This window comes from Micromonospora sp. NPDC050276 (assembly GCF_044459545.1).
Lineage (GTDB): Bacteria > Actinomycetota > Actinomycetes > Mycobacteriales > Micromonosporaceae > Micromonospora.
On the sequence record NZ_JBITJA010000012.1, the window covers coordinates 170,463 to 182,521 of the forward strand.

The window sequence follows — 12,059 nt, forward strand, 5'->3', positions numbered from 1 at the left end:
CGGTCGCGGGGGTTGCCGACGGGCGGCAATTCCCCTGGAGGTGCTGGTCCAATGCGCTCACAGGCACGGGGGCCTCCTCGGGCTGAGGGGTGTCGACTCACGGCAAATGGGGTGACCCGACCCGAGTGATGATAGGGCCAACGTCACCCGCGCGTGGCAAGTCCGTTACACAAGGCGGAAGTATTTCCCGCTCTGTCGCACCGGTGGCGGACCGGTTGTCCGTCGTGTGCGATTGACTTTCCGTCGGTGCGGTGTTCCAGGGTGGATGCCCAGGTCGCAGGCGTGTCGCCCGTTCGGCCGACTCGCCCCGCCGGGCGGTGGGGAGGGGGCGCCCGAACCGCCCGCGGACTGCGTCGCCCGTCCCATTGGCAGGACCTGATCGGATCGCCGGTGGCACACGGTGCGGTCCCGTACACGGGACTATCGCGATGCCGTCCCCCGGGCGTGGCCCCGACCGTCGGGCATGGTCCGTCGTCGCCCATCGGGCATGGTCCGTCGTTGCCCGCTGTGCCAGACTCGGTCACCGTGCCGGACCACTCGGAAAGCCCCGCACCGAACCTCGCCGACCGGGTCCGCCGGGCGGCTCTCGACCGCGCCGACCGTCCCGCCCTGCACTGGCGCGAGCACACCCTCAGCTGGTCCGAACTGGACGCCGCCGTGGACGCCGCCGCACGCGGTCTGTCCGCCGCCGCGCCACCCACCCACCCCGGCGGTACCCCGCCACGCGTTGCCATCGCGCTGCCCAACACGCCGGACTTCGTGATCGCCTGGCTCGGCGCCCTCCGCGCCGGTCTGGTCGCCGTGCCGGTGAACCCCGGCTTCACCGCCCCGGAGCTACGGCACGTGCTGGACGACTGCGGCGCGTCGGTGCTGATCGCCAGCGAACGCGTCCGGGACCTGGTCGCCGACGTGGCCGCCGAGCTGCCCGCGCTCACCTGCGTGCACGGCACGCCACCGACCGCCGAGGCACCCGGACCGGCGCCCCGTCCGGGTCGAGGCGGCGCCGACCTGGCGGTACTGCTCTACACCTCCGGCACCGAGGGGCGACCCAAGGGAGCGATGCTCTCGCACCAGGCGCTGCTCGCCAACCACGAACAGGTCGACGCGATCGAGCCGCCGGTGGTCGGGCCGGCGGACACCGTTCTGCTCGCGTTGCCGCTGTTCCACGCGTACGGGCTCAACTCGGGGCTGGGCGCGGTCGTGCACCACGGCGCGACCGGCGTGCTGCTCGACGAGCCGGGCCCGACGGCGGGGCTGGACCAGATCGCCCGGCACCGGGTCAGCGTGCTGGTCGGCGTACCGTCGATGTTCCTGACCTGGGCTGGCGCTGCCACCGCCCGCGCGGCGACCGCGTCGGTGCGGGTGGCGGTCTGCGGCGCGGCACCGCTGGAACCCGCGGTCGCGGCGCGCTTCACCGAGGTCACCGGCCATCAGGTGCACATCGGGTACGGCCTCACCGAGACCGCGCCGGTGCTCACCTCCACCCTGGTCGGCGGCGTGGCGAAGCCGGGCTCGATCGGCCGGCCACTGCCCGGTGTGCAACTGCGCCTGATCGCCGCCGACGGGGTGGACCTGTGGCGCGACGGGCTCGCCGTGCCCGACGACGACCCGGATGAGCTGGACATCTCCGATGTGGCGCCGGGCACCGACCCGGGGCAGATCGTCGTGCGCGGCCCCAACCTCTTCGCTGGCTACTGGCCCGACGGGCGGGGCGGCCCGGACGCCGACGGCTGGTGGGGCACCGGCGACATCGCGTACGCCGACGAGGACGGCGACCTCTTCCTGGTCGACCGGCTCGGCGAGTTGATCCTGGTCAACGGGTTCAACGTCTATCCGCACGAGGTCGAGCTGGTGCTCACCGGGCACCCCGGGGTGGTCGAGTCGGCGGTACTGGGTGTGCCACACCCGCGGACCGGCGAGACTGTGCGGGCGTACGTGGTGCCGGCGCCGGGACGACCGGTGACCAGCGAGGAGTTGCTCGCCCACTGCGCACGGAACCTGGCCCGGTTCAAGTGCCCGACCGCCGTCGAGTTCGTCGACGCCCTGCCGCACTCGGCGATCGGCAAGGTACGCAAGACTCAGCTCCGGTCGGCGACGCCGACCGACCGCACGGAGGTAACCGATGTCCACTGACGCCCGCCTCGCCCTGATCACCCGACCCGGCTGCCACCTGTGCGACGACGCCAAGGCGGCGCTCGACCGGGTGGTGGCGGTCACCGGCGACAAGTGGGTCGAGTGGGACGTCACCGGTGACGAGGGGTTGGAGCGGGAGTACGGAGACCGGCTGCCGGTGGTGATGCTCGACGGCAAGGAGCACGGCTACTGGCGGGTCGAGGAGGACCGGCTGCTGCGGGACCTGACCACTCCGCAGCTCTGAGCGGTGCCTATGGTGCTCTGATGACCCCTGCGCACCCACACCTGGTCTGGGACTGGAACGGCACCCTGCTCAACGACCTCAGCCTGGTGGTGTCCGCCACCAACGTCGTGTTCGCGAGCCTGGGCGGGCCGACCGTCACCCCCGACGAGCACCGGGTGCGGTTTCGCCGGCCGATCGCCGAGTACTACGCCGACGTGCTGGGACAGGCCGTGGACGACGACGAGTTCGGCCGACTGGACCGGATCTTCCACGACGCGTACCGCACCGGGTTGACCACCTGCGAGCTGGCCGCCGACGCGCGCGCCGCGATGGCGTCCTGGCCGGGCAGCCAGAGCCTGCTCTCCATGTGGTTCCACGAGGAGTTGGTGCCGACCGTGCACACCTTCGGGCTGACCGACCACTTCACCCGAGTCGACGGGCTGCGGGCCGCGGTCGGCGGCGACCGCAAGGCCGAGTCGCTTCGGCAGCACCTGGCCGAGCTGGACGTGGACGGCACGTCGGTGGTGCTGATCGGCGACTCCATCGATGACGCGGACGCCGCGCTCGCGGTGGGCGGCCGTGCCGTGCTCTACACCGGCGGGTTCACCGACCCGGCTCGGTTGCGCGCCTCCGGTCACCCGGTGGCCGACACCCTCACCGACGCGGTGGCCCTGGCCCGGGAGGTCAGTTCCGCAGGTAGGTGAGGACGGCCAGCACCCGCCGGTGCTGCTCGGTGTCCGGTGGCAGGGTGAGCTTGGTGAAGATGTTGCGCACATGCTTCTCCACCGCGCCGTCGCTGACCACGAGAGCGCGGGCGATGGCGGTGTTCGAGCGTCCCTCGGCCATCAGGGCGAGCACCTCCCGCTCGCGCGGGGTCAGCTCGCGCAGCGGGTCGTCGCGTCGGCGGCGAGCGAAGAGCTGACCGACCACCTCCGGGTCGAGCACCGTGCCGCCGCCCGCCACCCTGCGCAGGGCGTCCAGGAACTCGTCGATCGCGGCCACCCGGTCCTTGAGCAGGTAGCCGATCCCGCCGCCGGCGCCGCCGGTGGTGGCGAGCAGATCATCGGCGTACGAGACCTCGACGTACTGGGAGAGCACCAGGATCGGAGTACGCGGAACCAGCCGCCGGGCCTCCACGGCGGCCCGCAGCCCCTCGTCGGTGTGCGACGGCGGCATCCGGACGTCGACGATCGAGACGTCGGGCCGGTGCTCCACCACCGCCTCGACCAGGGCGCCACCGTCCCCGACGGCGGCCACCACCTGGTGCCCGCTCTCGGTCAGCAGCCGGACCAGCCCCTCCCGGAGCAGAACGGCGTCGTCGGCGATCACGATGCGCATGGCTGTGTTGTCTACCACGTCCGGCCTGTCGTCCGGGCTCGGCGCGATGCCGGACCGCTCACAGCATCTCCTTGTTCGCGACTGCGGGGCTCGCAAAACCCGGCTCACTCCTCGCGCTCACAGCATTTCCTTTGTTCGCGACTGCGGGGCTCGCAAACCCGGCTCACTCCTCGCGCTCACAGGGGAAGCTCCGCCCGGATCTCGGTGGGGCCGCCGCTCGGGCTGACCACCACCAGTTCACCGCCGGCGGCCCGGACCCGGTCGGCGATGCCGGCCAGCCCGTGCCCCTTGGCCAGGTGTGCCCCACCCTGCCCGTCGTCGCCCACCCGCACCTGTAGGTGGGTGCCCTGCCGGGCGACGGCCACCGTGGCCTCGGTGGCCCGGCTGTGCTTGGCGACGTTGGTCAGCGCCTCGGACACCACGAAGTACGCGGTGTTCTCCACCGCCGGGTCGAGCCGCCCGGCCGGGGTGCCGAGCTGCGGGTCCACCTGAAGTTCGATCGGGATCAGCCCGCGGCCGGCGATCGCGGCCAGCGCGCTGGGCAGGCCACGGTCGACCAGGATCGGCGGCGCGATGCCCCGGGACAGCGCCCGTAGTTCCGCCAGCGTGTCCCGGGTCTGGGTGACCGCCTCGTCGATGGTGCGGCCGGCCGCCTCCGGGTCCGAGGCGAGCTGCATCCGGGCCCGACTGAGGTCCATCGCCAGCCGGACCAGGCGCTGCTGGGGGCCATCGTGAATGTCGCGTTCCAACCGGCGCAGCGCGGAAGCCTCGGCGGACACGGCGGCCCGCTTCTGCTCCTCCAGCACGGTGATCCGGTCGCGCATCTCGGCCACGCCGGTCAGCATGGCCTTGGCGAAGCTGGCCTGGAGCAGTGCGCAACCCCGTACCACGATCGGCAGGGTGATCAGGAAGAACACCCCGAGCGCGGTGTACAGGCCGATCCGGGCGGTGGTCGAGTCGCCCAGACCGAGCAGCTGCGCCAGATCCTGGTCACCCTCACCGTCGGCCCGGGGCAGGGCCCAGTCGTAGGCCCAGTAGAGCGAGCCGCCGACGGCGGCGGCCCACCACGCCAGGGCCACCACGAAGGTGCCCGCCGCCGCGATCAGCCGCAGGATGCCGTGCGCCAGGTCGAGCCAGGACTGGGCGTCCCGCATCGGCACGAAGATCCGCCGCCAGGCGTTCGCACCCGCCTCGGGCAGCCGGTAGTGCGGCCGGATCCGGGGCTGGTGCAGCACCGCGGGCAGCCGCAGCCGCTCGATGTCGGCCAGCCCACGGGCGGCGTACAGGGTTCCGCTGAGGATCGGCAGGCCGATCACCGTGACCACCAGACCGATGCCGACCGCGAGGCCGACGATGAGGACGACGAAGCTGGCCACCGCCAGGGGCAAGCCGAGCAGCACGTACCCGGAGTCGACGAAGAGCTGGCGGGGGATGCTCGGTGCCAGCGTCGGTCGGTCGCTGGTGGCGGCAACGGCGGTCATGCCCAAAGGCTAGGCATCTGGGCCCGGCGTCCCCATCCCGAAGCCCCGCCTCTCCCCCGTAGTGCTGCCCCTACCCCGCCCCGCCCCGCCCCACCCCACCCCACCCCACCCCGCCCTACCCCGCCCCACCCCGCCCCCGCCCTACGCCCCACCGCGCCGATCTTGCAGTTACGGTTGGCGATTTGTCCCGCTATGCGGGGAAGGCGGGGACAGGAAGTGCAAGATCGCGGGGAGTGGCCGCGGCGCGGGCCAGGGTCGGCGCGGGATTGGTCAGAGAAGTCGGGATTGAGCAATAATCGCCCGGGGTCGTGGGCGGACCTGGGCGTTTAATCGATCTTGCGGAATGGAGGTGCTGGTGAGGTCGCGTCACGCAGCGGCAAGATCGCGATTTGTGCACGTCTTCACAAGCGCCTACGCTGTGACTCCGACGCGCCCTGCTAGCACAGCCGGCAACCTCGGTCGCCAGCGGGAGTCCACAAACGGCCGACCAGCGGAGTTGGCCGAGGATCGCACCGCACGGAGTCTCATGAGTCAGCACCGTCACCCAGGCGCGCCCGGCCGCGCCGGTGCCGTACCGGCGCTCCCGGATCTGCCCGAGGCGACCGTCGCGCGGCTCCCGGAGTACCTGCGCGCGCTGCACAACCTCGCCGACACCGGGCACGAGACGGTCTCCAGCGAGGGCCTCTCCGCTGCCGCCGGGGTCAACTCCGCCAAGCTCCGCAAGGACCTCTCCCACCTCGGCTCGTACGGCACCCGGGGGGTCGGCTACGACGTCGCGCTGCTGATCGAGCAGATCGAGTATGTGCTCGGGCTCACTCAACGCCGGGCGGTCGCCCTGGTCGGCGTGGGTAATCTCGGTCACGCTCTGGCCGGCTACGACGGCTTCGCCAGCCGAGGCTTCCGGATCGCCGCGCTGCTCGACGCCGATCCCTCCCGAGTCGGTGAGGAGATCAACGGCCTGGTAGTCCGGCATGTCGACGACCTGCCGACGGTCGCCGCCGAGGAATCCCTCGCGATCGGCGTGATCGCCACCCCGGCCGCCGCCGCCCAGCAGGTCGCCGACCAACTGGTCGCCGTCGGCGTGACGAGCATCCTCAACTTCGCGCCGTGCGTACTCTCGGTTCCGGAGGGGGTCGACGTGCGCAAGGTCGACCTCGCCATCGAGCTGCAGATTCTGTCCTTCCACGAGCACCGCAAGGCGTCGCTGACCGCGTTGCCCGCCACCGGCGGGTCCGCTCTCACCGCCCTGCCCGGCGGGTTCGCGGCCACCGACAACCAGGAGGCGATCGGCACGTGAAACTGCTCGTCGTCGGCGCGTCCTACCGGACCGCCCCGGTCGCCACGCTGGAGCAGCTGGCCGTGCCCCCCGCCGACCTGACCCGCACACTGGACCGCCTGGTCGCTCAGCCGTACGTGGCCGAGGCGGTGATCGTCTCCACCTGCAACCGGGTGGAGGTCTACGCCGCCGTGTCCGGTTTCCACGGCGGCCTCGGCGACGTCTGCGCCGTCCTGGCCGAGCAGGCCGGCAGCTCGCCGACAGCGCTCGCCAGCCACCTCTACGTGCACTACGACAACGCCGCCGTGGACCACGTCTTCCGGGTCGCCACCGGTCTGGACTCGATGGTGGTGGGCGAGGCGCAGATCCTCGGCCAGCTGCGCGACGCGTACCACTGGGCCACCGGCGCCGACTCGGCCGGCCGGCTGTTGCACGAGCTGATGCAGCAGGCGCTGCGGGTCGGCAAGCGCGCCCACGCCGAGACCGGCATCGACCGGGCCGGCCAGAGCGTCGTCACCGCCGCACTGGAGCTGGCCGCCGGGCACCTCGACGGCGACCTCGTCGGCCGCCCGGCCCTGGTGGTCGGCGCCGGCGCGATGGGTTCGCTCGGGGTGGCCACGCTGTCCCGGCTGGGCGCCGGGCCGCTCACCGTCAGCAACCGGGGCGCCGACCGGGCCGTCCGGCTGGCCGAGTCGTACGGGGCGAGTGCCGCGCCGATGACCGAGTTGGCCGACACTCTCTCCACAGTGGACATCGTAGTGGCCGCCACCGCGTCCACCGAACCGGTCCTCACCCGGGCGGTGGTCACCGCCGCGCTGGCCGAGCGCGATCCGAGCCGGGGCCCACTGGTCCTCCTCGACCTGGCCGTTCCCCGCGACGTCGAAGAGGGAGTCGCCGAGCTTCCCGGCGTCGAGGTGATCGACATCGACCGGATGGCGGCGCTGCTCGCCGACGGTCCGGCGGCCGCCGACGCCGCAGCCGTCGAACGCATCGTGCTCGGCGAGGTGGACGGCTTCCTCACCTGGCTGCGTGGCGCCGACGTGGCACCCACCGTGGCTGCGCTGCGCGGGCGGGCCGACGACGTGGTCACCGCCGAGCTGCGCCGGCTGGCCCAGCGTCGCCCCGACCTCGGCGACGACCTGCGGGCCGAGGTGGCCCGCACGGTGCACCGGGTCGTACAGCGGCTGCTGCACCAGCCCACCGTCAAGGTCCGCCAGTTGGCGGCGGAGCCCGGCGGCGACCAGTACGCGGCGCTGCTGCGGGAACTGTTCGACCTTGAGGTGCCGCAGACCTCGCCGGTGGACACCGTCCCGGACGTGCTGACCCCCGACCTCGGCCTGGCGCTGCCCGGCACCGACCCGGTTCCCGGGGCCGACGCCGCCGGGCCGATCCCACCCACCGGAGGTGCGCGATGACCGCCCCCCTGCGCCTCGGCACCCGGGGCAGCGCCCTGGCCCTGGCCCAATCCGGCCAGGTCGCCGAGGCGGTCACCGCCGCCACCGGCCGCCCGGTCGAGCTGGTCGAGGTGGTCACCGCGGGCGACCGCTCCAACGCGCCGGTGCACCGGCTCGGCGTCGGGGTGTTCGTCTCCGCGCTGCGCGACGCGCTGACCGCCCGGACCATCGACTTCGCGGTGCACTCGTACAAGGATCTGCCCACGGCAGCCGCTGGCGGGCTGCACATCGCGGCGGTGCCGCCTCGGCAGGACCCGCGCGACGCGTTGGTGGCCCGCAACGGCCGGACCCTCGCCGAGCTGCCGCCCGGGGCCACGGTAGGCACCGGTGCGCTGCGCCGGATGGCCCAACTGCACGCCCTCGGGCTGCAACTGGAGGTCACCCCGATCCGAGGCAACGTCGACACCCGCCTGGCGCGGGTGCTCGGCCCCGAGGCCGACCTGGACGCCGTCGTCCTGGCCCGGGCCGGTCTGGCCCGACTCGGCCGGCTCGACGTGATCACCGAGTCGCTGGACCCGATGCTCATGCTGCCCGCACCCGCCCAGGGTGCGCTGGCCGTGGAGTGCCGGGTCGACGACCAGGACCTGGTCGAGCTGCTCGCAGTGCTCGACCATGCACCGTCGCACGCCGCGGTCACCGCGGAACGCGCGTTGCTGGCAACCCTGGAGGCCGGGTGCAGCGCACCCGTCGCCGCCTATGCCGAACTCGCCGAAGGCGAGACCGGCGATGAGATCTACCTGCGCGGGGCGGTGATCAGCCCGGACGGCACTCGTGACCTCCGGCTGTCCCGCACCGGAACGCCCGCCGACGCGGCGGAGATCGGTAAGGCACTCGCCGCCGAACTCCTCGACCTCGGCGCCGACTCGATCCTCGGCCACGAAGGACACACCGGCCCGGGGACCCAGCAATTTGGGAGCACAGAATGACCCGCACCCGTAAGCCCGTCGGCCGTATCGCGTTCGTCGGGGCTGGCCCCGGTGACCCGGGCCTGCTGACCCGCCGGGCCCACGACGCCCTGGTCGACGCCGACCAGGTGATCTACGACCGGGGAGTCCCGGAGTCGTTGCTCGCCGTCGTCCGCGCCGAGGCCAGAGACGATGCCGAGTTCACCCCGGCCGAGGGCGCGCCGGGGGACGTGGCGAAGGTGCTGATCTCCGCGGCCCGCTCCGGGTTGAACGCGGTGCACCTGGTCGCCGGCGATCCGTTCGGCCACGACTCGGTGGTCAAGGAGGTGCAGGCGGTGGCCCGCACCGCCGCCCACTTCGAGGTGGTCCCCGGCGTCGGTCAGGCCGAGGGCGTGGCCACCTACGCGGGAGTCCCGCTGCCGGGCGTGCGGACGGCCGCCGATGTCGAGGACGTCAGCGCACTGGACTTCGAGGCGCTGGCCACGGCCGTCGGCCGGGGTTCGCTGGCGCTCGCCGTGGACGCCGGTGACCTCGCCGCCGTCCGGGACGGGCTGCTCGCCGCCGGCGTCGACGGCACCACCGGCGTCGGAGTGACCGGCGACGGCACCGGCGAGACCCAGTACACGACCACGTCGACCGTGGACAGCTTCGTGGCCGCCGCGCTCGGCTTCACCGGCCGGGTGGTGCTCACCGTCGGCGTCGGGGTGGGGCAGCGCGACAAGCTGAGCTGGTGGGAGAACCGCCCGCTGTACGGCTGGAAGGTGCTGGTACCCCGCACCAAGGAGCAGGCCGGCGCGATGAGCGCGCGGCTGCGCGCGTACGGGGCGATCCCGTGCGAGGTGCCGACCATCGCGGTCGAGCCGCCGCGTACCCCGGCGCAGATGGAGCGGGCCGTCAAGGGCCTGGTCGACGGCCGGTACGCCTGGGTGATCTTCACGTCGGTGAACGCGGTCCGCGCGGTCTGGGAGAAGTTCGCCGAGCACGGTCTCGACGCCCGGCACTTCGGCGGCGTCAAGATCGCTTGCATCGGTGAGGCCACGGCGGACGCGGTCCGCGCGTTCGGCATCCAGCCGGAGCTGATCCCCGCCGGGGAGCAGTCCTCCGAGGGTCTGCTGGCCGAGTTCTCCCCGCACGACGAGATCCTCGACCCGGTGGGCCGGGTTCTGCTGCCGCGCGCCGACATCGCCACCGAGACGCTCGCCGCCGGGCTCACCGAGCGTGGCTGGGAGGTCGACGACGTGACCGCGTACCGGACGGTGCGGGCCGCTCCGCCGCCCGCCGAGATCCGCGACGCGATCAAGTCGGGCGGCTTCGACGCGGTGCTCTTCACCTCGTCCTCCACCGTGCGCAACCTGGTCGGCATCGCCGGGAAGCCGCACGCGCGGACCGTTGTTGCCGTCATTGGGCCCAAGACGGCGGAGACCGCGACGGAGTTCGGCCTGCGGGTCGACGTCCAGCCGCCGCACGCCTCGGTGCCCGACCTGGTGGAGGCGCTCGCCGCCTACGCCGTCGAGCTGCGCGAGAAGCTGGCTGCCATGCCGGCCAAGCAGCGCCGTGGCTCGAAGGTGCAGGGGCCGACCGCCCTGCGCTTCCGGTAGTCGTTCGAGGAGGGCCTGCCATGTCGTACCCCGAGATCCGGCCCCGCCGGCTGCGCCGCACCCCGGCGATCCGCCGGCTGGTGTCCGAGACCCGGGTCGACCCGGCCGAGCTGGTCGTGCCGATGTTCGTCAAGGAGGGGCTGACCGAGCCCCGGGCCATCGGGTCGCTCCCGGGGGTGCTCCAGCACTCCCGGGACTCGCTGCGCAAGGCGGCCGTCGAGGCGGTCCGGGCCGGTGTCGGCGGGATCATGCTCTTCGGCGTGCCGGAGCAGCGCGACCCGACCGGCTCCGGCGGCATCGACCCGAACGGCATCCTCAACGTCGCCATCCGCGACGTGGTGGCCGAGGTGGGCGATGCCACGGTGGTGATGAGCGACCTGTGCCTCGACGAGTTCACCTCGCACGGGCACTGCGGGCTGCTCACCGGAGACGGTGAGGTCGACAACGACGCCACCCTGGCCGCGTACGCCGAGATGGCGGTGGCCCAGGCCGCCGCCGGGGTCGGCATGGTCGGGCCGTCCGGGATGATGGACGGCCAGGTGGGCGTCGTACGCCGGGCGCTCGACGCCGCCGGCTACCAGGACGTGGCCGTGTTGGCGTACGCCGTGAAGTACGCCTCGGCGTTCTACGGCCCGTTCCGCGAGGCGGTGGAGTCGACGCTGGAGGGCGACCGGCGCACCTACCAGCAGGACCCGGCCAATCTGCGTGAGTCGCTACGCGAGGTCGCGCTCGATGTCGCCGAGGGCGCCGATCTGGTGATGGTCAAGCCGGCGCTGCCCTACCTCGACGTGGTGTCGGCGGTACGGGCCGCGGTGGACGTTCCGGTCGCCGCCTACCAGGTCTCCGGCGAGTACGCGATGGTCGAGGCGGCCGCCGCGAACGGTTGGATCGACCGGGAACGGGTGATGCTGGAGACGCTCACCTCGATCAAGCGGGCCGGGGCGCAGGTCATCCTCACCTACTGGGCCGTCGAGGCCGCCAAGCTGCTCCGCCAGCGCTACTGAGCGGACCGTCCACGGCCGTCGTCTCCCACCCTGCGCCGATCGTGGCGCCCTCGGTGGAGCTTGACGCGGCCGTGACCGCTGGGGTCCAGCTCGCGCGGTCCAGGTCTTGTCTGGCAGACCCGTGCCTGACTGTGATGGATCCTGGCCCCCGATGTCCCCGCGTCTGCCTTTGCTTTGCACCCGCGGACGCGCCGGCTACGGTCCTCGACCGGCACTGATCAGCGTGGCGCATCAGCGTGGCGTGCATCAGGGCGGCGTGCATCGGGGCGGCCTGTCGGGGCGGCGCGTATCAGGGTGCAGAGCAAAGGGGATAGGTCAGGGATTGCGTCCCTGCTCCGTCGCCTCGAGGACGTGCTGCTCAAGCCCACGACTTCGACCCCTGAGTGAAAGCCACCCTCGCCACGGTGACGGGTGCCTGGTTGTCCACAGGTCCCTCCGTTGTCCACAGGCCAGCCGAACGGGGCTGCGAGAAACGGGGCGAGCCGGGACGGTGGAGGCATGGACGACCTACCGAGCGAGCCCTCCGACATCCCATGGCCGGTCGTTGGCATCGTTGTCAACGCCGCTCCAAACCTGACCACCGTGGTCCGGCTGAAACTGGACCACCTCGGTTGGTTGATCTTTAGTCGTTGGTCTTATTTGCTGCA

At 72.6% G+C, this 12,059-nt stretch carries 10 protein-coding genes; 8 read left to right on the forward strand and 2 right to left on the reverse strand.

The annotated features are described in order from the left end of the window. Positions 1 to 507 precede the first annotated feature (507 nt). Genes ACIBF8_RS24950 through ACIBF8_RS24960 form a run of 3 tightly spaced genes read left to right on the forward strand, consistent with a single transcriptional unit; the run spans position 508 to position 3,060 of the window. Positions 508 to 2,133 (forward strand): AMP-binding protein, encoded by a 1,626-nt coding sequence (locus tag ACIBF8_RS24950; protein ID WP_396786039.1) that lies wholly within the window; start codon positions 508 to 510, stop codon positions 2,131 to 2,133. Next, entirely contained in the window at positions 2,123 to 2,377 is a 255-nt protein-coding gene (locus ACIBF8_RS24955; protein ID WP_238658313.1) for a glutaredoxin family protein, read from the forward strand. The genes ACIBF8_RS24950 and ACIBF8_RS24955 overlap by 11 nt, the downstream gene beginning before the upstream one ends. 20 nt (positions 2,378 to 2,397) lie before the next feature. Beyond that, positions 2,398 to 3,060, forward strand: a complete 663-nt coding sequence (locus ACIBF8_RS24960) for an HAD family hydrolase (protein ID WP_396786012.1) — start codon at positions 2,398 to 2,400, stop codon at positions 3,058 to 3,060. Here ACIBF8_RS24960 and ACIBF8_RS24965 read toward each other — a convergent pair. Together ACIBF8_RS24965 and ACIBF8_RS24970 are read right to left on the reverse strand one after the other, a co-directional pair. Beyond that, on the reverse strand, positions 3,041 to 3,694 hold the full coding sequence (locus tag ACIBF8_RS24965) for a response regulator transcription factor (RefSeq protein WP_387174276.1): 654 nt from the start codon (positions 3,692 to 3,694) through the stop codon (positions 3,041 to 3,043). The genes ACIBF8_RS24960 and ACIBF8_RS24965 overlap by 20 nt on opposite strands. A 176-nt stretch (positions 3,695 to 3,870) precedes the next feature. After that, positions 3,871 to 5,175, reverse strand: a complete 1,305-nt coding sequence (locus ACIBF8_RS24970; protein WP_396786014.1) for a sensor histidine kinase — start codon at positions 5,173 to 5,175, stop codon at positions 3,871 to 3,873. Positions 5,176 to 5,701: 526 nt separating this feature from the next. On the opposite strand from ACIBF8_RS24970, the gene ACIBF8_RS24975 reads away from it, so the two are divergent. Genes ACIBF8_RS24975 through hemB form a run of 5 tightly spaced genes read left to right on the forward strand, consistent with a single transcriptional unit; the run spans position 5,702 to position 11,412 of the window. After that, positions 5,702 to 6,472: a redox-sensing transcriptional repressor Rex gene (locus ACIBF8_RS24975; protein WP_396786017.1), complete on the forward strand. Its 771-nt coding sequence runs from the start codon at positions 5,702 to 5,704 to the stop codon at positions 6,470 to 6,472. Beyond that, entirely contained in the window at positions 6,469 to 7,866 is a 1,398-nt protein-coding gene (locus ACIBF8_RS24980; RefSeq protein ID WP_396786019.1) for a glutamyl-tRNA reductase, read from the forward strand. Before ACIBF8_RS24975 ends, ACIBF8_RS24980 begins: the two co-directional genes overlap by 4 nt. After that, positions 7,863 to 8,831, forward strand: a complete 969-nt coding sequence (gene hemC, locus ACIBF8_RS24985) for a hydroxymethylbilane synthase (protein ID WP_396786021.1) — start codon at positions 7,863 to 7,865, stop codon at positions 8,829 to 8,831. The genes ACIBF8_RS24980 and hemC overlap by 4 nt, the downstream gene beginning before the upstream one ends. Continuing rightward, positions 8,828 to 10,408 carry a uroporphyrinogen-III synthase gene (locus ACIBF8_RS24990; protein ID WP_124819086.1) on the forward strand — a complete coding sequence of 527 codons (1,581 nt, stop codon included), beginning with the start codon at positions 8,828 to 8,830 and terminating at the stop codon, positions 10,406 to 10,408. Before hemC ends, ACIBF8_RS24990 begins: the two co-directional genes overlap by 4 nt. Before the next feature lie 20 nt (positions 10,409 to 10,428). Next, on the forward strand, positions 10,429 to 11,412 hold the full coding sequence (gene hemB, locus ACIBF8_RS24995; RefSeq protein ID WP_396786024.1) for a porphobilinogen synthase: 984 nt from the start codon (positions 10,429 to 10,431) through the stop codon (positions 11,410 to 11,412). Positions 11,413 to 12,059 lie beyond the last annotated feature (647 nt).

Coding starts and splice junctions, on each gene's coding strand:
- ACIBF8_RS24970 (WP_396786014.1), bottom strand. CDS start 5,175: ATGACCGCCGTTGCCGCCACCAGCGACCGACCGACGCTGGCACCGAGC.
- ACIBF8_RS24990 (WP_124819086.1), top strand. CDS start 8,828: ATGACCCGCACCCGTAAGCCCGTCGGCCGTATCGCGTTCGTCGGGGCT.
- ACIBF8_RS24960 (WP_396786012.1), top strand. CDS start 2,398: ATGACCCCTGCGCACCCACACCTGGTCTGGGACTGGAACGGCACCCTG.
- ACIBF8_RS24965 (WP_387174276.1), bottom strand. CDS start 3,694: ATGCGCATCGTGATCGCCGACGACGCCGTTCTGCTCCGGGAGGGGCTG.
- hemC (WP_396786021.1), top strand. CDS start 7,863: ATGACCGCCCCCCTGCGCCTCGGCACCCGGGGCAGCGCCCTGGCCCTG.
- ACIBF8_RS24955 (WP_238658313.1), top strand. CDS start 2,123: ATGTCCACTGACGCCCGCCTCGCCCTGATCACCCGACCCGGCTGCCAC.
- ACIBF8_RS24975 (WP_396786017.1), top strand. CDS start 5,702: ATGAGTCAGCACCGTCACCCAGGCGCGCCCGGCCGCGCCGGTGCCGTA.
- hemB (WP_396786024.1), top strand. CDS start 10,429: ATGTCGTACCCCGAGATCCGGCCCCGCCGGCTGCGCCGCACCCCGGCG.